The 19,373-nt window shown below is 47.1% G+C and carries 22 protein-coding genes; 6 read left to right on the top strand and 16 right to left on the bottom strand.

Annotated elements, in window-relative coordinates:
* Window positions 1–198: 198 nt before the first annotated feature.
* A complete protein-coding gene (locus tag ABE021_RS09610) occupies window positions 199–453 on the top strand; it encodes a hypothetical protein (protein WP_430288312.1) in 255 nt (84 codons plus the stop codon).
* A gap of 264 nt (window positions 454–717) precedes the next feature.
* Here the strand turns inward: ABE021_RS09610 and ABE021_RS09605 are convergent, their stop codons facing one another.
* From ABE021_RS09605 to ABE021_RS09580, 6 genes are all read right to left on the bottom strand, one after another.
* On the bottom strand, window positions 718–2,271 hold the full coding sequence (locus tag ABE021_RS09605) for a fatty acid--CoA ligase family protein (RefSeq protein ID WP_430288311.1): 1,554 nt from the start codon (window positions 2,269–2,271) through the stop codon (window positions 718–720).
* A 148-nt stretch (window positions 2,272–2,419) separates the two neighbouring features.
* Window positions 2,420–4,354: an FtsX-like permease family protein gene (locus ABE021_RS09600; protein ID WP_430288310.1), complete on the bottom strand. Its 1,935-nt coding sequence runs from the start codon at window positions 4,352–4,354 to the stop codon at window positions 2,420–2,422.
* Entirely contained in the window at window positions 4,326–5,105 is a 780-nt protein-coding gene (locus ABE021_RS09595) for an ABC transporter ATP-binding protein (protein WP_430288309.1), read from the bottom strand. Before ABE021_RS09595 ends, ABE021_RS09600 begins: the two co-directional genes overlap by 29 nt.
* Window positions 5,059–6,105: a sensor histidine kinase gene (locus tag ABE021_RS09590; RefSeq protein ID WP_430288307.1), complete on the bottom strand. Its 1,047-nt coding sequence runs from the start codon at window positions 6,103–6,105 to the stop codon at window positions 5,059–5,061. The genes ABE021_RS09595 and ABE021_RS09590 overlap by 47 nt, the downstream gene beginning before the upstream one ends.
* Window positions 6,102–6,806: a response regulator transcription factor gene (locus tag ABE021_RS09585; RefSeq protein ID WP_430288306.1), complete on the bottom strand. Its 705-nt coding sequence runs from the start codon at window positions 6,804–6,806 to the stop codon at window positions 6,102–6,104. The genes ABE021_RS09590 and ABE021_RS09585 overlap by 4 nt, the downstream gene beginning before the upstream one ends.
* 118 nt (window positions 6,807–6,924) lie before the next feature.
* A complete protein-coding gene (locus ABE021_RS09580) occupies window positions 6,925–7,917 on the bottom strand; it encodes a lipoate--protein ligase (RefSeq protein ID WP_430288305.1) in 993 nt (330 codons plus the stop codon).
* 306 nt (window positions 7,918–8,223) lie between these two features.
* Here ABE021_RS09580 and yhfH point away from each other — a divergent pair, with 306 nt between their 5' ends.
* On the top strand, window positions 8,224–8,346 hold the full coding sequence (gene yhfH, locus ABE021_RS09575) for a protein YhfH (RefSeq protein ID WP_081760271.1): 123 nt from the start codon (window positions 8,224–8,226) through the stop codon (window positions 8,344–8,346).
* On the top strand, window positions 8,310–8,489 hold the full coding sequence (locus ABE021_RS09570; protein ID WP_430288303.1) for a hypothetical protein: 180 nt from the start codon (window positions 8,310–8,312) through the stop codon (window positions 8,487–8,489). The genes yhfH and ABE021_RS09570 overlap by 37 nt, the downstream gene beginning before the upstream one ends.
* Before the next feature lie 48 nt (window positions 8,490–8,537).
* Here the strand turns inward: ABE021_RS09570 and ABE021_RS09565 are convergent, their stop codons facing one another.
* The 6 genes from ABE021_RS09565 to hemE all read right to left on the bottom strand — a co-directional run bounded on the left by ABE021_RS09565 (window position 8,538) and on the right by hemE (window position 13,483).
* Window positions 8,538–8,819: a hypothetical protein gene (locus ABE021_RS09565; protein WP_430288301.1), complete on the bottom strand. Its 282-nt coding sequence runs from the start codon at window positions 8,817–8,819 to the stop codon at window positions 8,538–8,540.
* Window positions 8,820–9,396: 577 nt separating this feature from the next.
* Entirely contained in the window at window positions 9,397–9,624 is a 228-nt protein-coding gene (locus ABE021_RS09560; RefSeq protein WP_430288299.1) for a hypothetical protein, read from the bottom strand.
* 53 nt (window positions 9,625–9,677) lie between these two features.
* Complete coding sequence (locus ABE021_RS09555; protein ID WP_430288297.1) at window positions 9,678–9,959, bottom strand: hypothetical protein; 282 nt, start codon at window positions 9,957–9,959, stop codon at window positions 9,678–9,680.
* Window positions 9,960–10,034: 75 nt separating this feature from the next.
* Complete coding sequence (gene hemY / locus ABE021_RS09550) at window positions 10,035–11,462, bottom strand: protoporphyrinogen oxidase (protein WP_430288296.1); 1,428 nt, start codon at window positions 11,460–11,462, stop codon at window positions 10,035–10,037.
* 25 nt (window positions 11,463–11,487) lie between these two features.
* Window positions 11,488–12,417, bottom strand: a complete 930-nt coding sequence (gene hemH / locus ABE021_RS09545; protein ID WP_430288295.1) for a ferrochelatase — start codon at window positions 12,415–12,417, stop codon at window positions 11,488–11,490.
* Window positions 12,418–12,433: 16 nt separating this feature from the next.
* A complete protein-coding gene (hemE, locus tag ABE021_RS09540) occupies window positions 12,434–13,483 on the bottom strand; it encodes a uroporphyrinogen decarboxylase (protein WP_430288294.1) in 1,050 nt (349 codons plus the stop codon).
* A gap of 234 nt (window positions 13,484–13,717) precedes the next feature.
* Between hemE and ABE021_RS09535 the strand changes: the two genes are divergently transcribed.
* The 3 genes from ABE021_RS09535 to ABE021_RS09525 all read left to right on the top strand — a co-directional run bounded on the left by ABE021_RS09535 (window position 13,718) and on the right by ABE021_RS09525 (window position 16,238).
* Entirely contained in the window at window positions 13,718–14,239 is a 522-nt protein-coding gene (locus ABE021_RS09535; RefSeq protein ID WP_430288293.1) for an antibiotic biosynthesis monooxygenase family protein, read from the top strand.
* A 106-nt stretch (window positions 14,240–14,345) separates the two neighbouring features.
* Complete coding sequence (locus ABE021_RS09530) at window positions 14,346–15,512, top strand: M20 metallopeptidase family protein (protein ID WP_430288292.1); 1,167 nt, start codon at window positions 14,346–14,348, stop codon at window positions 15,510–15,512.
* Window positions 15,513–15,689: 177 nt separating this feature from the next.
* Window positions 15,690–16,238, top strand: coding sequence for a competence protein ComK (locus ABE021_RS09525; RefSeq protein ID WP_430288291.1), 549 nt, complete (start codon window positions 15,690–15,692; stop codon window positions 16,236–16,238).
* On the opposite strand, the gene ABE021_RS09520 is transcribed toward ABE021_RS09525, so the two are convergent.
* The 4 genes from ABE021_RS09520 to ABE021_RS09505 all read right to left on the bottom strand — a co-directional run bounded on the left by ABE021_RS09520 (window position 16,207) and on the right by ABE021_RS09505 (window position 19,227).
* A complete protein-coding gene (locus ABE021_RS09520; RefSeq protein WP_430288290.1) occupies window positions 16,207–16,566 on the bottom strand; it encodes a hypothetical protein in 360 nt (119 codons plus the stop codon). The genes ABE021_RS09525 and ABE021_RS09520 overlap by 32 nt on opposite strands.
* Before the next feature lie 134 nt (window positions 16,567–16,700).
* Window positions 16,701–17,312 carry a hypothetical protein gene (locus ABE021_RS09515; RefSeq protein ID WP_430288289.1) on the bottom strand — a complete coding sequence of 204 codons (612 nt, stop codon included), beginning with the start codon at window positions 17,310–17,312 and terminating at the stop codon, window positions 16,701–16,703.
* A gap of 62 nt (window positions 17,313–17,374) precedes the next feature.
* The gene (locus tag ABE021_RS09510; protein ID WP_430288288.1) at window positions 17,375–18,049 is read right to left on the bottom strand and encodes a response regulator; all 675 of its coding nucleotides are present in this window, start codon (window positions 18,047–18,049) and stop codon (window positions 17,375–17,377) included.
* Between the two features lie 20 nt (window positions 18,050–18,069).
* Window positions 18,070–19,227 carry a sensor histidine kinase gene (locus tag ABE021_RS09505; RefSeq protein ID WP_430288287.1) on the bottom strand — a complete coding sequence of 386 codons (1,158 nt, stop codon included), beginning with the start codon at window positions 19,225–19,227 and terminating at the stop codon, window positions 18,070–18,072.
* Between the last annotated feature and the right edge of the window lie 146 nt (window positions 19,228–19,373).

The raw sequence follows: 19,373 nt of genomic DNA, 5'->3' as shown, positions 1-19,373 counted from the left end.
GGAGCGGGTCCACAAGAGCAACGAGCGCTTGACCGAGGACATCGAACCAGTTCCAGGGAGACATCCACCTTCCTCCAATAACTTCCCTGAATGCGTAGCGAAGCGGAGCACACCAATTAGGTTTGGTTTTGAACTAGGAAAAGATAGATTGGTCGCGAGTGGGGACGCAGATTCAAGGAAGTAGCTTGCCGCGGGACATTGGCGGGTGGGTGGTCCGCGGAAACGGCCGGGTGCCTTGACGAAACGAGCGGGTTGACCCTGGAAACGGGCGGGTTCCTTGACGAAACGAGCGGGGTGACCCTGGGAACGGGCGGGTTCCTTGACGAAACGAGCGGGTTGACCCTGGAAACGGGCGGGTTCCTCCTCGAAACGAGCGGGGTGACACCGGAAACGAGCGGGTTCCTCCTCGAAACGAGCGGGTCGACAACGGAAACGAGCGGGTGCCGCGACTAAACGAGCGGGGTGACCCTGGAAACGGGCGGGTTCCTCGACGAAATGAGCGGGTCGACACCGGAAACGAGCGGGTTCCTCCTCGAAACGAGCGGGTCGACAATGGAAACGGGCGGGTCGACACCGGAAACGGGCGGGGGCCTCCTCGAAACGAGCGGGGTGACACCGGAAATGGGCGCAGGCCTCGTCCAAACGAGCGGGTCGCCCCGTATTTGTGGACAAAAAAAGAGAACGCAACTGCGCCCCCTTCTGCTAGTCCCCATTCCCTTATACTCTCACGTAATCCTTCAAAGAACGACGCAAAATTTTCCCGGTGGTGTTCTTCGGCAATTCATCCAAAAACTCGATGTGTTTCGGTACTTTGTATTTCGCGAGGCGCTTCTCACAAAATTCGATCAGCTGCTGTTCTGTTACGTGGGCTCCTTCTTTTGCGACCACATACGCTAGCACCGCTTCACCGAAATCAGGATCCGGTACGCCGAGCACTGCTGCTTCGACCAGATCGCGATGAGTGAACAACACTTCTTCCACTTCACGGGGATAGACATTATACCCGCCGACGATCACCAAGTCTTTTTTGCGATCGACAATATAGAAATAGCCCTCTTCGTCTTTACGGGCGAGATCACCTGTGTACAGCCAACCGTCACGAAGAGCAGCCGCTGATTCCTCAGGCATGTTGTAGTAGCCTTTCATGACATTGTCGCCTTGGACGATGAGTTCGCCGACTTGTCCGACTGGCACTTCCTTCCCCAGTTCGTCGACCACTTTGTTCTTCACATTCAAGATCGAAGTTCCGATCGATCCTGGAACCCGTTCCCTGTCCAAAGGATTAAAGCACGTCACGGGCGAGGCCTCTGACAATCCGTAGCCTTCGGAAACTTTCACTTGGAATTTGTTTTCAAAGTTTTCAAGGAGCGCAACTGGAAGGGAGGCACCACCTGAAATAGCAAGCCGGATCGATGAAAAATCTTCTTTCGTCGCTTCCGGATATTGCACCATGAAGTTGTACATCGTCGGTACTCCCGCAAAGATTGTCGCTTGCTGTTCCTTCACCGCTTTGAACACTTCTGCCGGGCTGAATCTCGGCATGAGGACAATCGTCGCACCTTTGACGAGCGGCGCGTTGACAACAACAGTGAGGGCGAATACGTGGAACACGGGCAGAGTCGCGATGACGCGGTCTTCGGAAGAGAACCCAAGATATTCCCCTACATCACTTGCGTTGGAATATAAGTTTCTATGTGTCAGCATTGCACCCTTTGGACGCCCTGTCGTTCCAGACGTATACAAAATGATAGCGGTTTCATTTTCATCCACTGCCACTGGCTCCATGTCAGGATTTCCGCTTCTCAGCACCTCTGTGAACAGACGTGTTTTCGCTTTTGCTCTTGCGGACAACGCTTCCACTTTTCCACTCGCCTCATCGGTCGTTTCACACACGATATAATGTTCAATCGCTGGAAGTTGGACGGAAGCTACTTCTACTAGAGGAAGTAACTGTTCAAGAGCAATCACCATTTTCGCATCACTATCTTGCAAAATGTACGAAATTTCGTCAGGGGAGTAGATTGGATTGACAGGGATCGCTGTTGCACCTAATCGCATGGTCGCATAAAGCGATATTAGAAAGTGTGGTGTATTCCCGAGTAACAAAGCGACATGATCCCCTTTGTTTACCCCCAGGTCTTGTAAAGCGGACGCAAACAGGGAGACCGACTGATCAAATTCTGCATACGATGTGTCCTTACCTATGAAGTGATAAGCTGTTTTGCCAGGCTGTGATTTAGCGGTCGCCCGGACTCTCTCTACTAAATTCATCGGTTTACCACCTTTCGTAGTTGAATGAATTGTCATTCATTACTTCCAACTATTAGTATATAAGAAAAATTAAAATAATTCAATAGCCTTTATATTAAGACTCTTCAACTTTAAACTGTTTTTCCGCAATAATAAAAGACACCGGAAATTATTCCGGTGTCCGAATATGCGATAGGTATCTCCAGCGGATTAGATAGAAATACGAGATTTGCAATATCGCGAACCCGCCTAATACGAGCGTCAATTCTTTCGCGATTGAAATTTCTGCGAGTGCATCCCAAATGACTTGCAATGCGAGGAATGCAAATGCACTATGGACGAACGCTACTCCCCACGGGATGAAGAACTGTGGCAGCAACTGCCGGTTTACAACCTTTTTCAATTCGTTGTCTGTAATCCCCATGCGGCGCAATACGTCAAACTGCCTGCGGTCACGGTCAAGTGTCGTATACAAACGGAAATAGACGAAGCTGCCTGCAGCAAGAAATAATACAGCAGCCAGCATTAATCCCATAAATAACAGCAGTGAAAATGTCGTGCGTATGATGGAATAATTGAGACCCGGATTACCGAATGAGAACAGGGTTTCCGTTTCTCCTCCAAGTAAAATGGACTGCAATTCGTCTTCATGGAGCCCCCGCCCGATATCTTTTGTCTGCTGCCAGTCTGCGATATTGAATGCGTAATAGCGGAATAACGAGGAATCCGATCCATCTTCCCCCATCAGCACCCGTTCAAAATCAGCGTCGGACACGATGATGGCATTCGCGCCAATAGCATTTGGCGGAAATACTTGATGCGGATAGGCCCCTGAAATCGTTACTTTGAGACCACTTTTTTCCAATGATGTTTTGACCGTGCGTTCCTTCAACTGGTGATAGGAAGATTCGGACTGTGGTAAAAATAGCGCTTCTCCATCTTTCACGTCAACTGCAGGATAACCGAACGTATATCCGAGGGAATTAATGCTCGACAGACGGATGATCGATACGTTCATATCGGTGAATGACGACTTCTGTTCGAGCACACGGAATGCAACCAAGTTGTAATCGATTTCCTTTTCATCCAACTCATCCGTAAGCTCACGGATATGGATCTGCTCCAGAATATTACCAGGATAACTTTTGTAAACGAGGCCCAGAGGGTTGATTTCCCGGTATTGGTTGGCAAAGGAAGTGAGGGATGCCAGTAATCCGACGGACATGAACGCAAGCGTCGATACCATCGTGACGATGAAGAACATACGCGCATTCTCTTTCAGCCGGACGACGCCTTCAGATAGCGATAATAGCCAGAACGGTTTCCAATAGAGGCGTTTTCGTGTCCGGAATAGCTGAATCAGATAGGGCAACGAATCGCTAAAGAAGAAATACGTGCCAATCACCGCGGCTGCGGGCAACAGAAAGAGGACTCGGATGACATATGTATTCGTGGCATACACCGCCATCGTATACGTCGCAGCGAGCAATACGATCCCCGCAAGCGCACGCCATTTAGTTGTCGAATACGCATCTTGTTCCGCGGCTTCCCCTTGCAGCAGGTCGTATACTTCCCCGGTTCGGATGAACATCGGTGCAAGCAGCGAGATGATGATGAAGACACTTGCAAAGCTCCCGACTGTCAGCACGAAAGGCTGCCAAGTGAAATAAAAGGGCAGCGTGGGAACTTGTATGAGCTCCTTCACAATCATCAAGAAGAACTTCGAGAACACAAATCCAAGAAACGTCCCTGCGATAATTGCCACGCCGCCGATCAGCATCGTTTCCAGGAAGATCAGACGCTGAAGCTGGCTCCGTGCCATGCCTAGCAACAGTAAAATACCGAATTCTTTTGTTCTTGCCTGTAAAAAAGCGCGCATTGAATAGAATAAGAAAAATAACGTAAAGATGAAAAGTACAAACTCAGCAATGATCATCCCAGTCGTTGCAATTTCTTGGACGAATCCATCATTCATCGCGGGATGGAACAATAACATCGAATACAAGAAAAACACCATGACCGAAAACGCACTTGCCATGAAAAAGGCCGCGTAAATGCGTCTGTTCCGGACGACGTTACGGTATGCGAACTGACGAAAGGTCATTGACGTTCCCTCCGAGCAGCGACAGCACGTTCAAAATCTGCTGGAAAAATGTCCGGCGCTGTTCATCTTTGTACAACTCATTGAAAAACTCACCGTCTTTGATGAACAACACGCGATCACAATAACTTGCAGCCAGCGGATCGTGGGTCACCATGATGATGGTAGTGCCTGCCGTCTTATTGATTGTCGATAACAATTCCAACACATCACGCGCGGATTTCGAGTCCAGATTCCCTGTCGGTTCATCCGCCAGAATCAGCTCAGGCTCATGGATCAGCGCACGTCCGACCGCAGTTCGCTGAGCTTGACCACCCGATAGCTCATCGGGCCGTCTGGATAGAATCTCATTCAATGATAATTTGTCGGCAAGAGCTGCTATTCTGCGTTCCATTTCAGGTACTGGCACACGATCGAGTGTCAGCGGCAGCACCAAGTTCTCTTCCACCGTCAGCATCTGCAGTAAATTGATGGTCTGAAAGACGAACCCTAAATTCCGTCTTCTGAATAACGCAAGATCATTCTGATTCAGCATTTCAGGCTCGATTCCATTCACCGCAAGCCTGCCATATGTCGGCAAATCGATCGTTGAAATCAGATTGAGCAACGTTGTCTTGCCACTCCCGGATGGCCCCATGATCGCGATGAACTCCCCTTCTTCCGCCTCGAAATCGAGACGGTTCAGTGCCCGATGCATCACTTTGCCTTCATAGATTTTCGTCACTTCCGTCAATTCGACGATTTTTCGTGCCATTGTTTTCTACCGCCTCTCCATTTAGGAACAACATGGACACCACTGTCCCTTCGCCCACTTTCGACTCAATTGTCAGCATATGTCCGAGCCGTCCACTCACTTCAGATGCGATATACAATCCCATCCCTGTCGATTCTCCGGTTTTGCGCCCGTTTTCACCGGTGAAAAACGCTCGGGTGACTCGTTTCAAATCGGTCTCAGGAATCCCGATCCCTTCGTCCTCTACCATCAACTGAATGCCTTCATCTGTTTTGATGGCATTCACATAGACTTTCTTGCCTTTTTCAAAGGTATATTTCACTGCGTTGGTGATGAATTGTCCAAGTATGATTTTCAGCCATTTCGGATCGGTCGCGACGACAAACCCTGGATCCACGTGAATTTCCGGAAACACACCATTTGTGATGAACAAACGTTTATGCTCCGTCACCACTTGCCGCACAAGATCTTCCAACGCGACCCGTTCAATGCGCATATCATCTTCAAACGTCTCCAGTCGTGCGTTCACAAGCACCGCATCCAGCCCGTCCTGCAGCCGATCCAGCTCTTCATGAAAACTTTTCCGGTCAATCTCCTCTTCCTGCAAGAGCAATCCCAGAACCGATATCGGTGTTTTCATCTGATGCACCCACTGGTTAATGAAATGCAGTTGCCGATGTTGTGCAGCATCGAGCTTTTGCACATCACTGTGGTACAGTTTGTACAATTTCCTCATATAGTGTGCCGTCATTCGATGCTCCGGCGTTTGTGGACGGCCGATCAGCGCATCTTCCATGCGGCCGGGCTCCCTTTCATACACTTCATAAAATGTCCTCCGTGTGATGAATTTCGCAAACAAGTAGCCAATCGTCAGCAGGATGCCCATCAGAATTGCATAGATGGACGTGCTCAGGTCCCTTGCCCCATCGAGCCAAAATAAGAGGACGATGAACAGCAGGAGCGCCACCTGGAACACTAGAAACGGAATGTGCTCTTTGATGAATAACTTGTACTTGTTCATTCTTCTTCAGTCGCCAATACAAACCGATATCCCGCTCCGCGCACCGTGTCGATTGTTGAAACGATATCAAAATCCGCCAATTTTTTACGGACACGCGCAATATTGACGTTCAATGTGTTTTCATCCACGAACGACTGATCATCCCATAGCTCTTCAAGGAGCGTCTCCCTCGATACCACTTTCGGAGCCGCTTCCATCAGCAATTCCAGGATGATGCATTCTTTTTTCTGCAATGGAACGATGTTGCCGCCTGATTGCAGTTCCATCCGTTCTGCAAATAGCGTCAGTGTGCCCGCTTTTACAATCCGTTCCGATTGGGCAGGGGCATATTCGCCAAACGAACGCCGTAAGTGACTTCGGATCTTCGCTAAGACGACTTCGTAATGGAATGGTTTCGTGATGAAATCATCGCCTCCATTTTCAAGTGCAAACACCTGATCCATATCACCTGAACGTGCCGAGATGAAAAGAATCGGACACGTCGTTTGCGTTCTTAATTGGCGGCACCAGTAATAGCCATCATACGTCGGTAAATTGATGTCGAGCAAAATCAGATGCGGATCGAACGACAGACATTCATCCGCTATTTGATCGAAATCCTCCGCAACAGCTACTTCATACTGGTATTTCCTCAGTGTATCTGCAAGCAGTTCCGCGATTTTACGATCGTCTTCAACGATAAAAATCCGATGTTTCTCCATAGATCCGCGCCCCCTTCATAAGTAGGTTAAGTATACCGCAAATCCGCTGCCCTCGCCTTGTTCACACATAGGAAAACAGACTCCTTCTGCGCTGGGGCAGAGGGAGCCTGTCGGGATGTTAATAAATTAGGTTCACGAATTCTTCTTGCGTAATTCCACCGAGCAGCTTCGGAATATCGAGTGTGCTGACTGCAGCAGTGATGGACTCGCGGTCATATTGACAATTCACAAGACGTTCTTCAATTTCTGTGACACTGCCAATACCAAAGAAGTCCCCGAAAATGTGCACTTCATGGATTGTCCCTTTTTCAACTTGCAGCCGAACATCGATACTGCCGACCGGAAAACGATGGGAGTGCTGGACGTTGCATTTCGGTGAACGTCCATAGTTCCAATCCCAGTTGGCGTAGCGCTCTTCCGACAATTGATGAATGTTCTTCCAGTCTTCTTCGGTCAATTCTTTGTATTGGATATTCTCTTCCCCGCCAAAGATCGATTTCAAGATCTCCATCCGGAACTCTTCAATTGTCATCGTCTTATCCATATGCTCGGAAATATTCGTCACGCGACTGCGAATCGATTTAATCCCCTTGGATTCGATCTTATCTTTTTTCACACGCAGCGCATTGACGACTTCCTCGATTTCCGTATCGAACATGAGCGTTCCATGACTGAACATACGCCCTTGCGTTGCAAACTGCGCATTTCCGGAAACTTTTTTACCGTCGACCAGTAAGTCATTACGTCCGAGCAACTCTGCCTTTACGCCCATCTTCGCAAGTGCTTCCACAACCGGCTCTGTGAACTTCTTAAAGTTACGGAACGATTGTCCGTCATCTTTAGTGATGAAGCTGAAATTCAAGTTCCCTTTGTCGTGGTACACAGCGCCGCCGCCCGAAAGTCTGCGGACTACGTGGATCCCATTAGCATCGACGTACTCTGTATCAATTTCCTCCACTGTGTTCTGGTTCTTTCCGATAATGATGGAGGGTTCGTTGATATAGAACAGCAAGTAAGAATCCTCGTCCGTATCCATAGTATTCAGGATGTATTCTTCAATCGCCAGGTTAATCCGCGGATCGGTAATCCCTTGGTTATCTACAAAACGCATAGGTCTCTCTCCTTTATATGAAGCTGATATTGCCATTCTACCATAAGCCGAATCGTTTCGTGATGCTAGGAGTGCCGAAGTTCTTGCGAGATCAAATGAAAGAGGCACCATATGTAAATGGAACCATTTTTCTAAATTGTTCAAAAACTATTGACAAAAGTGCTTCTGTTATAATACACTATGAGTAACAAGTCGAAGTGCTAGTACAAAGGAGCGGAACAGCCCATTTTTTTTGCCAACTCTGTTGCATAACACTCGTCACGGGACAAGGTAGTACTACTACAAAATGAATGGAGCGGATTAGAGATGATTGAAAACGTTGTTGAATTTTTTAAGAATTTGCCTCCGAAACAGTGTGTTACTTGCGGTGAACAGATGGAAGAGCAACATGAGTGCTATCAAACAAAATGTCCATCCTGCTCAGAATAACGAGCTGCTGTTATAGTTCAGATCGATCGACTGCTGCAGAACGTCAGTACATACTGACTTCAGCAGCAGTTTTTTCAATTGTCATTCTGTGGACTGCTTCACCGATAGATACCGCTAATATTAAACAAGCGAAGCGCCACTAATTAACTCTTTTCGCCAAGTGAATTGTGTCCCGTTATCGAGAAACTCCCCTAGGTGTCGGAGAAACTTCTCCACCTGATGGTGAATCCCCTCTGCGTGATCGACAACCGATCCCTAGTGTCGGACATTCCTCCTCCGATGATCTTGAACGGTCCATTCATGCCGATTCTGCCACTCCCAACGAGATAGCCTACACAAACAAGCGAAGCGCCACTAATTAACTCTTTTCGCCAAGTGAATTGTGTCCCGTTATCGAGAAACTCTCCTATGTGTCGGAGAAGTTTCTCCAAGTGATGGAGAATCCCCTCTGCGTGATCGACAATCGCTTCCAAGTGTCGGACATTCCTACTTCGATGATCTTGAACGGTCTGTGCTTGCCGATTGTGCCAATCACAGCGTGATAGCCCACACAAACAAGCGAAGCGCTACTAACTAACTCTTTTCGCCAAGTGAATTGTGTCCCGTTATCGAGAAACTCTCCTATGTGTCGGAGAAACTTCTCCACCTGATGGTGAATCCCCTACTCGTGATCGACAACCGATCCCAAGTGTCGGACATTCCTACTTCGATGATCTTGAACGGTCCATGCATGCCGATTCTGCCACTCCCAGCGAGATAGCCTACACAAACAAGCGTAGCGCCACTAATTAACTCTTTTCGCCAAGTGAGTTGTGTCCCGTTATCGAGAAACTCCCCTAGGTGTCAGAGAAACTTCTCCAAGTGATGGTGAATCCCCTCTGCGTGATCGACAACCGATCCCAAGTGTCGGACATTCTTCCTCCGATGATCGGGAACGGTCCGTGCATGCCGATTCCGCCACTCACAGCGTGATAGCCCACCTAATAAGCGAAGCGCTACTAATTAACTCTTTTCGCCAAGTGAATTGCGTCCCGTTATCGAGAAACTCTCCTATGTGTCGGAGAAACTTCTCCAAGTGATGGAGAATCCCATCTGCGTGATCGGCAACTCCTTCCAAGTGTCGGACATTCCTCCCCCGATGATCGTAAACAGTCCATGCATGCCGATTATGCCACTCACAGTGAGATAGCCCACCCAGCCACTAATTAACTCTTTTCGCCAGCTGAATTGTGTCCCATTATCGAGAAACTCCCCTAGGTGTCGGAGAAACTTCTCCACCTGATGGTGAATCCCCTCTGCGTGATCGGCAACCACTCCCTAGTGTCGGACATTCATCCTCCGATGATCACGAACGGTCCATTCATGCCGATTCCGCCACTCACAGCGAGATAGCCCACACAAACAAGCGTAGCGCTACTAATTAACTCTTTTCGCCAAGTGAATTGTGTCCCGTTATCGAGAAACTTCCCTATGTGTCGGAGAATCTTCTCCAAGTGATGGAGAATCCCCTCTGCGTGATCGACAACCACTTCCTTGTGTCGGACATTCCTCCTCCGATGATCACGAACGTTCCAACCATGCTGATCCAGAGCCGATTCCCCATCAAAGCGCAAAGAATCCCGTTTCTAATTCAACATAAAAAGACCTCACACTTGCCAGAATTCGGCTGTGTGAGGTCTTTCAAATTATTAGTTCAAGTGAGTCAATCGCTGAATCACGCGATCCGCTGCTGCTTTTCCTTGATCGATGCAATCGGGTAATCCGACACCTTCATAGGATGCGCCAGCGAGCTCGACGTTCGGAAATGCGATGCGCAATTGTTCTTTTGCATCTGCAATCAGCTTTTTGTGGCCGACCCGGTATTGCGGACGGTCATCTTTCCAGCGAGTGACGATGGAGAACTCCGGGTCCCCATTGATTTCGAAGATTTTCCGGAGATCACCAAGCACAATCTGCTCGATTTCGTCGTCCGGTAAATCCACAATCGCCTCTTCACCGATACGGCCGACGAACGCACGCAGCAATACTTTCCCGTCAGGTGTCGTCGTCGGCCATTTGCGGTTTACCCATGTGCAGGCAGTAATCGAATAGTCACCACTTCGGGAGACAAGGAATCCGGTGCCTTCCTTGTCTTGGACAACGGCACTTTCCGGGAATGCGAGGGTTATGGTCGCGACGGATGAAGTTTTAATCGCCTCTAACTCCTGCAATATGCCATGTGGCTCGAACAATTGGCGAGCGACTGCATGACCTGTCGTGAGGACGACAGCATCCGCTTCAAAAACAGAGCCTTCGTTGAGCGTGACAAATGTCCGCCCTCCCTCTTTTTCGATTTTCTCGATCCGGACGCCTTTGATAAAATTCACCTCAGGCAGCTGTTCTTCAAGAGCTTCCACGATGGTCTCGAGTCCATTGCGGAATGTGTGGAACGCGCCTTCTTTCTTCGCAGCATGTCCTTTGTTCGGCAGCTGTTCCGGCTTCGGCTGCGTTTTCTTCATACCTAAAATGAGACTGCGGTGCTTTTCTTCGACACTGACAAATTGCGGGAACGTCGATTCCATACTCATATGGTCAATATCACCTGCATAGACTCCAGACAATAAGGGCTCGATAAGATTATTCACGACTTCGTTCCCAAAACGCCGGCGGAAAAAAGCCCCTAGCGACTGATCACCTTTAATGTCAGAGCGCGGTAAAAATAGATCTCCCGCTGCACGCAGCTTCCCTGTTAAGGAAAACAGGTTACTTTTAAGGAATGGAGCAATTTCTGTTGGAACTCCCATGATTGAACCACCAGGAATCGGATGCAATTCATCGTTCAACAATACATACGATTGTCCCGTTGCATTTTTCACGAGCTGATCGGCAATGCCGAGCTCGTCTGCAAGACGGTCCATGCTTTTTTTCCGTATCAAAAAGGAATCTGGACCGCGTTCTATAATATAGCCGTTGCGTCGGACCGTCTGGATCTTACCACCCAGCCGGTTGGTTGCTTCCACAAGGATCACGTCGATAGGAAGATTCTGATTACGGATTTGCTGCTGCATGTAAAATGCCGCAGAAAGACCCGTGATCCCGCCCCCCGCAATGACAATCTTTTTACGCTGTTCGTCCATTTCCTTCACACGTCCTTTTCAAAACTTACTTTGTCGCTTTTTCAAGTACTGCGTCCGCTACGGCACCGATAAAGAGCGGATCCGTATTCGGCATAGCAGGTCGATGGTACGATGCACCGATTTCGTCGCATACCACTTTACATTCGTAGTCATTGTCAAAGAGTACTTCTAGGTGATCCGAGACAAAACCTACCGGTGTATAGACAAATGACGTGTATCCTTTTTTCTCGCTCAATTCGCGTGTTAAGTCTTGGACGTCAGGTCCAAGCCAAGGTTCGCCTGTCTGACCTTCACTTTGCCAGCCTACCGCATATTCTTTCACGTCAGCTGCTTCTGCAAGGAGTTTAGCGGTTTCTTCAAGCTGATCCGGATAGGGATCGCCCGCTTCACGGATTTTTTGCGGAAGAGAGTGTGCCGATACAATGAGAACTGACTTCTCGCGCTCTTCATCGCTCATGCCGTCAAAGGTTTCACGGATCTTCTCTTCCCAATACTTCAAGAATTTCGGCTGCTTATACCAGCTTTCAACAGAAGTGAGAGAAATTCCGTATTTGTCCGCTTCCTCTTTCGCACGGGTATTGTATGATTTCACTGAGAATGTTGAATAGTGAGGAGCCAGTACAACAGTTACCGCTTCTTTGATGCCGTCGTTATTCATCTGCTCCACTGCATCTTCGATGAATGGCGTGATGTGCTTCAGACCAATGTAAAGCTTGAATTCAATCTCATCTTGCTGGCGGTTCAACGCATCACAAAGTGCTTGTGCCTGACCATCGGTAATATGGGCAAGCGGTGAAATCCCGCCAATGGCTTCATAACGGTTTTTCAGATCTTCAAGTTGTTCGGGCGCTGGTTTACGTCCTCGTCGGATATGAGTGTAATACGGCTCGATGTCCTCTTCTTTGTAAGGCGTACCATATGCCATTACTAAAAGCCCCATTGTACGTTTTACCATGTCAATCACCTCAAGATTAGTTTTTAGTTGCGCGAAGTTCCGCACTATATGTGTGGATGAATTCTGTCAATTTCTTCAATTTGGCAGGTTCGATTTCTGGAAAGACCCCATGTCCTAAGTTGAAGATATGGCTGCCGTGAGCAACCCCTTGCTCAATAATCACTTTTGCACGCTCTTCAATAACGGACCAATCCGCAAGCAGCAATGTCGGGTCAAGATTCCCTTGAAGCGGTTTTGTTAGGCCGCGTTGACCTGCCTCTTCAATAGATAATCTCCAATCCAGCCCCACTACATCGACCGGAAGATCGTGCCATTCGTTCGCTAGGTGACTGGCACCTACCCCAAACGTGATCAAAGGAACGTTCAATTTACGCAGTTCTGTGAAAATACGCTCCATGACAGGTTTGATGAAAATACGGTAATCCGATACATTCAACGCCCCGACCCATGAATCGAACAATTGAATCGCAGAGGCACCCGCTTTTACTTGTGCAGTTACGTAGACAATCATCGTATCTGCAAGTTTGTCCATGAGTGCGAACCAAGCCTGCGGTTCAGAAACCATGAGTGCTTTTGTGCGGGCATAGTTTTTCGAAGGCCCACCCTCGATCATGTAGCTTGCAAGTGTGAAAGGTGCTCCTGCAAATCCGATGAGAGGCACATCCAACTGCTCTTGCGTCAGCATGCGAATCGTTTCAAGTACAAATGGAATGTCCTCTTCAGGATGCATCGCTGTCAGTTTTTCGATATCCGCAATCGTTTTAATCGGATTCGATATAACCGGTCCGACTCCAGCTTTGATCTTTACGTCAACGCCCATTCCTGGAAGTGGTGTTACAATATCCTTATATAAAATTGCAGCATCGACTCCGTATTGGTCGACGGGCAACTTTGTCACATAGGCACACAGTTCAGGTTGATGCGTAATCTCTTCAAGCGAATACTTTTCCTTGATTTTCCGGTACTCAGGCTGTGACCTTCCTGCTTGACGCATATACCAAACCGGTGTGTGATCAATATGTTCTCCGCGGGCAGCCCGAAGGAGCGTATCATTTACTATAGACATGAACATAATCCCCCATTCTCTATTAACCGAACCTCATTCTACAATTCCCGTGTAGCTTATCGTTTCCAATATAGACGTAAACGGTTGGGATGTATAGCAATATACACCTATTGTCATAAATTTGTGCCACATTCAGCCATTGTTTAGACATGGATTGTTTTAGGAGCAGGATTCGGGGGAAATAACTAACATAGAGTTACCATTGAACAGACGAGCCAAGGAGGATGCTTAATTATGAAAAATGTATACATCACACGAGGAACAGCCGAATTCATGGAGAAGATCAAAGAGAAACACATGAACGAGAACATCATTTTGATGCATGGCAGCGGTTCATCCCAGCTGTTGCACGAAACTGAAGGGAAAACCGTTTTCCAGACACCTCAGCGATATGAAGTTGTCGAGGAAATGGGCCAGCTTCAAGAACACGGATTTTTCGCTTTGAACAACGTAGCAATTTCAGACGAAGGCAAACCAGTGTTTGAAGAACGTCTCAAAAGAGATCATCCAGATATGAAACACGCTGAAGGCTTTATCGCATTTCGACTATTACGGTCACTCGATTCAGATACGTACGTCATTTTAACAGAGTGGGAAAGTAGCCAATCATTCGATTCGAACAAGGACACACCTGCCTTTTCAGCTGCTTACGATACTACGAAAAAGGAACTTGTCGCTGGGCCTTCCATTCACATTTTCACTAGCGCTCCTTACATCACATTATTCAGTTCCCTTCATCCGGATCATTCAGAATGATCAATTCCTAAGAGGCCATGTGCCTCTTTTTTTGTTGTCGAACAATTGCGAGTTTAAAAACACACTGATATACTGGATATCATATTTGAAAAGGGGGCTGTCTATTATGAACGGAAAACTTTATACACTGCTTGACAACTCTTTTGACGACATGGTCAGTGTGCGCCGCTATTTGCACCAGCATCCGGAAGTGTCATTCCATGAAACCAATACAGCACTGTTCATCCAGGATTTCTATAACAAACTTGGGGTGGAATTCAGAAGCAACGTTGGCGGAAACGGTGTAGTGGCTCGTATTGAAGGTGCAAAACCTGGTAAAACAGTTGCACTTCGAGCTGATTTTGATGCACTGCCGATCCAAGACCAAAAAGATGTGCCTTATAAGTCTACTGTGCCTGGCGTCATGCACGCTTGCGGTCACGACGGCCATACCTCCACTTTACTGCACCTTGCTAAAGCGATCCATGAGTTGAAAGATGAACTTGCCGGAACATATGTCTTCATCCATCAGCATGCCGAAGAATACGCTCCAGGCGGCGCGATTTCCATGATAGAAGATGGATGCCTGGACGGTGTGGATGTTATTTTCGGGACTCACTTATGGTCCATGATGGAGCCGAACACAATCCAATACGTGAGCGGACCGATCATGGCAGCCGCAGACCGTATTGAAATTTCAGTTCAAGGCGCCGGCGGACATGGTGCTTCACCGCATCAAACAAAAGATGCAATCGTGATTGCTTCCCAACTCGTCACTAACTTCCAGCAGGTTGTGTCACGTCGGGTCGACCCGATTGAGTCCGCAGTACTGTCGATCGGCTCATTCGTATCCGACAATGCATTCAATATTATTGCGGACAGCGCCGAGCTCAAAGGGACCGTACGGACATTTTCTCCTGAAATTCGGGATCTTATGGAATCAGAGATCCACCGGATTGCTGAAGGAACCGCACTTATGAACAACTGTGAAATCAATGTAACCTATACACGCGGCTATCCAGCTGTTGTCAATCATGAAAAAGAGACAGCATTTTTACGCGACGTTGCGAAAGAGGTGCCAGGAGTAAAAGAAGTGATTCAAACCATCCCTCAAATGGGCGGCGAAGATTTCGCTTACTACTTGGAACATGTTCCTGGGACGTTCTTCTTTACAGGTGCACAACCTGAACATGCCTATCCGCATCATCATCCGCGATTCGACTTTGACGAATCCGCCATGTTATCTGCCGCCAAAACTTTAGGGGCAGCAGCTCTTACCTATCAAAATCAGTGACATCTGCTCTGTGACTCAGTCCCATTTCTTACCCCCTTGTCAAACATGGGTCGTCAAGAAATGGCAAGTCCGGAGCTTTTTCTTGTTTTATTTCTGACTATTTAGTTTTTACTGATTGCTTTCCATTATTTATCCTATATAATAGGAATTATTACTTAGTGATTAGGAGTGAAGAGGATGCATTCCCAGAAAAACACCGACAATTATCTGATCAATTCCGATACGTTTGTGCTACAACCGATTCGAGAAGGGTATAAATTGACTACACGCGTGATTGAACGTCATGCCGAATTCGAACTTCCTAAAAAACCGATTCAAATCGTCAAAAAAACATGCGAACTTTATGGTGCTTCACTAAAAACTCGTACGTTGACCGCACGCCATGCTCTTGGCAAACGCCATAAGACGCCAATCGTGGTCGCCCACGCTTTCGATACGCCGTATATCTTTTTACCGACAATGTCTCCTAATTCCGAAGAGAATGTCTGGATTTCCTATCATGCGATTTCTGACTTTCAAGAAGAGAATGTCGGATGCTCCGTCCTCTTTGAAAATGGGTATAAAATGAAAGTGAACGTATCCACCCCCACTATGTGGCGCCAGTTCGCTTTTGCTGCTTTATTGGAAAGGGACTTTGCAAAGAAACAATTCTTGCTGCAGCGGCCTAGATCGTTCCTTGCTCAAGAAGGCTTGTTCAGCTACCCGGCTGCCGAAGATACTGAGTGAGCAATTCCTCTGTTCGATTGCGTAACCGCACGTTCAAATACCTTCGGCGCTCTTCCTGATGATCATGCAAAAAAATATACTCTGTGAAAATATCATCCATTTTCCCTCTTATGACCGTTATCTGATTCATGCGCAAATATGCAGCCGTATTTCCAAGCTCTTTGTGGACGTGCTTCGTCACACCATCCAAGAGTCCCAAATACGGTTTTTTCAATTTAAATTTGCCATTTTGAATAAGCAGTCGATCTTTCTCCAAAATCGTCAAAATCATAGGCAAGTAAATCATGTTTTCCAAATAAGGTATCACTTCGTTTTTCAATGCCGGCATGATTCCACCTCCCTCGAATAGAACGCATGTTCTTATCTCTATTCTATGTCACTTCAATAAAAAATGCAACAAAAAAACAGAGGATCAGAAGGCGATTGCCCTCATTGTGATCCTCTGTTTGAAATCCGCATCATTTACTTCGGTTCCGGGTCTCCGATATAGTGGACGGCTTTCGCTTTCCACTTGCCGTTCTCATTTGCCATTACAGTTACTTGGCGGCCCGCACTGACCTCTTCCTTGCCGCTTTCTTTGTCTTTCATCGCGGTTTCCATCGTTGTAAATACTTGAGCTTCCTCGTCGGAGTACTTCACAATCGTGATGTCTTCGGGAGTGCGGGTCAGTTCGTAGGTAGCAAGAAGCTGTTCAGTTGCAGCCCGCTCTTCATCCAGATCATAGCCGTCAGCAGAGAGTGTTTCAAGATAAGCATCCACATCGCCCTCATTTAATGTGTCGATGTAGCGATTGAACGCTGCAACAATCGATTGCTTTTGTTCAGCCGGTACGTCAGCTGCCTCCTCAATACTGCCTCCATCTAGGCTGAAACCAATATCATCGTCCTCTTTGGTTTCTTTGCCACCTGTCTCGCCTTTGTCTTTAACTCCATGGTCAATCGAGCCATTTTCGTTCGTCCGTTCACCATCATCGATTGATCCTGAATTCTTTTGAGCGCTGTCATCGTCACCAGTGCACGCGCTTAACATAAGAGCAAGCGCTGCCATTCCAACAAGTCCTGTTAGTTTCTTCATAATTATTCTCCCTTCATAACAAAAGGACCATCCGATTGGAGGCCCTTTTATAAAATACCGCCTTACTTCACTTCAACCCAACCATTTTTAATCGCTGTCACAACAGCCTGGGTCCGGTCGTTAACACTCATTTTCTGCAAAATACTTGAAACGTGGTTTTTAACGGTCTTCTCGGAAATGAATAATGTTTCTCCGATTGCCCGGTTACTTTGACCATCCGTCAACAATTGCAGGACTTCACATTCACGCTTTGTCAGCAAATGCAGCGGCCGACGGATTTCATGCTGATGGAAAGAACCTTTGTACTCACGTTCGCTCAATCTGCGATATTCCGTCACTAGATTATGCGTCACTTTAGGATGTAAGTAAGATCCGCCAGCTGCAACAACCTTGATTGCCTGTACAATCGCATCGGCATCCATTTCTTTCAGCATGTAGCCAAGAGCACCCGTCTTAAGTGCTTGAGAAACATAAGACTCGTCATCATGTATCGATAATACGATAACTTTCGCATCCGGATATTTAGTCATGAGTTGTTCAGTAGCTTCGATTCCGTTCATGCGGGGCATATTGATATCCATAAGGACTACGTCAGGCTTATGTGCTTCGTATAAGCTGAATACTTCACTGCCGTCATCGCCTTCTGCTACAATTTCGAAGCTGTCCTCAAACGCCAAAATGCGCTTGACTCCTTCACGGAATAATTGATGATCATCTACTATCAAGATTTTTGTCATGTCTGTTCCCTCCAAAGCCTCTATTTGCCTATACTATCGGGATTGATCGGAATTTTAAAGAACACGCTTGTCCCTTTACCGACTTCGGAAGAGATTTTAAAATCGCCTTTCAACAAGTCGATGCGCTCTTTCATCCCGATAATCCCGAATGACTTCTCTTTTACTTCATTTTGGTCGAAACCTGACCCGTTATCTTTTACAATTGCATTCATTGTCTCACGTAACCACTCGACTTTCACCCAGATATCCCGGCTATTTCCGTGCTTTATGGCATTGTTCACGGATTCTTGAACCAAGCGGAACACCGCGATTTCAAAACTCGACTCGAACCGTCGGTCTTCTCCGATGCTTTGGAAGTGGATGCGGACATTGGGTTCATATTCCATAAGAGTGGATAAATATTTTTTTAAAGTTGGCACCACACCCAGATCATCAATCGCCATCGGGCGAAGATCATAAATGATCCGGCGCACTTCATATAATGAACTTCGTACCATCTCTTTTAAATCCGTCAATTCTTCAAGTGCTTGTTTAGGACCTTTTTGTTCAAACACCTTCTCGATAAGTCCAGAACGAATGAGGACACTGGCCATCATTTGGGCAGGTCCATCATGGATTTCCCGGGAAACTCGTTTACGTTCCTCTTCTTGCGCTTGGATGATACGGATTGCAAAGTCCTGCTTATGCCTGGCTGTTTCAAGTGCTTCACCCACGTCCTTCAAATCTGAAGTTAAGTAAGTGACCACAGTGGATACTTGGTTGACGAGCTGATCGGCCCGTTCAATCGTCTCCAACAGATCCGCCAGACGACGATCCAAGTCATCACGTTGAATCCGCAATTGCTTTTCTTCCATTCTGTTAACGGACAGTCTAACGAGAAGATCATTGGCAACCTCGTATGCTTTTCGCACTTCTTGCTCCGAGTAATTCACAAAGTTCTTCGAGACATCGGCAAGTCTTCTGCGTGAATGACGTGTCATTTCTTCAAGGTGATCTCCTTCGGTTATTACCCGGGAAATATCTTCCTTAACAAGAATGAGCTCGCGTTGCATGGATTCAAAACTTCGACGGCTTTGCTCACTGATCATGAAGATGTCATTCTTGGACTGATCCATTACATTCACCATTCTATCGAAGATCCCTTCGAGCTTTTGAATATCGATTGCCGCCTTATCCATTGTTCACACTCCTACCAATGCTGAAATCTCCTTGCAGAATCCATAGGCTGTTGCGATTACATTGGATTCACTATACACTTTATTCAGTATAGCATCTTAATGCCCATAACATATTAAAATTGTATTACAGATTGAGGAGGTCTTGC

It is taken from the genome of Sporosarcina gallistercoris (genome assembly GCF_050459885.1).
Taxonomy (GTDB): Bacteria; Bacillota; Bacilli; order Bacillales_A; family Planococcaceae; genus Sporosarcina; species Sporosarcina gallistercoris_A.
This window is presented reverse-complemented; position numbering and strand designations above follow the sequence as displayed.

What these genes read in the sequence shown, in the direction of transcription:
- ABE021_RS09605 (WP_430288311.1), bottom strand. Translation starts at nt 2,271, where the DNA reads ATGAATTTAGTAGAGAGAGTCCGGGCGACCGCTAAATCACAGCCTGGC.
- ABE021_RS09600 (WP_430288310.1), bottom strand. Translation starts at nt 4,354, where the DNA reads ATGACCTTTCGTCAGTTCGCATACCGTAACGTCGTCCGGAACAGACGC.
- ABE021_RS09595 (WP_430288309.1), bottom strand. Translation starts at nt 5,105, where the DNA reads ATGGCACGAAAAATCGTCGAATTGACGGAAGTGACGAAAATCTATGAA.
- ABE021_RS09590 (WP_430288307.1), bottom strand. Translation starts at nt 6,105, where the DNA reads ATGAACAAGTACAAGTTATTCATCAAAGAGCACATTCCGTTTCTAGTG.
- ABE021_RS09585 (WP_430288306.1), bottom strand. Translation starts at nt 6,806, where the DNA reads ATGGAGAAACATCGGATTTTTATCGTTGAAGACGATCGTAAAATCGCG.
- ABE021_RS09580 (WP_430288305.1), bottom strand. Translation starts at nt 7,917, where the DNA reads ATGCGTTTTGTAGATAACCAAGGGATTACCGATCCGCGGATTAACCTG.
- yhfH (WP_081760271.1), top strand. Translation starts at nt 8,224, where the DNA reads ATGATTGAAAACGTTGTTGAATTTTTTAAGAATTTGCCTCCGAAACAG.
- hemY (WP_430288296.1), bottom strand. Translation starts at nt 11,462, where the DNA reads ATGGACGAACAGCGTAAAAAGATTGTCATTGCGGGGGGCGGGATCACG.
- hemH (WP_430288295.1), bottom strand. Translation starts at nt 12,417, where the DNA reads ATGGTAAAACGTACAATGGGGCTTTTAGTAATGGCATATGGTACGCCT.
- hemE (WP_430288294.1), bottom strand. Translation starts at nt 13,483, where the DNA reads ATGTCTATAGTAAATGATACGCTCCTTCGGGCTGCCCGCGGAGAACAT.
- ABE021_RS09535 (WP_430288293.1), top strand. Translation starts at nt 13,718, where the DNA reads ATGAAAAATGTATACATCACACGAGGAACAGCCGAATTCATGGAGAAG.
- ABE021_RS09530 (WP_430288292.1), top strand. Translation starts at nt 14,346, where the DNA reads ATGAACGGAAAACTTTATACACTGCTTGACAACTCTTTTGACGACATG.
- ABE021_RS09525 (WP_430288291.1), top strand. Translation starts at nt 15,690, where the DNA reads ATGCATTCCCAGAAAAACACCGACAATTATCTGATCAATTCCGATACG.
- ABE021_RS09520 (WP_430288290.1), bottom strand. Translation starts at nt 16,566, where the DNA reads ATGCCGGCATTGAAAAACGAAGTGATACCTTATTTGGAAAACATGATT.
- ABE021_RS09515 (WP_430288289.1), bottom strand. Translation starts at nt 17,312, where the DNA reads ATGAAGAAACTAACAGGACTTGTTGGAATGGCAGCGCTTGCTCTTATG.
- ABE021_RS09510 (WP_430288288.1), bottom strand. Translation starts at nt 18,049, where the DNA reads ATGACAAAAATCTTGATAGTAGATGATCATCAATTATTCCGTGAAGGA.
- ABE021_RS09505 (WP_430288287.1), bottom strand. Translation starts at nt 19,227, where the DNA reads ATGGATAAGGCGGCAATCGATATTCAAAAGCTCGAAGGGATCTTCGAT.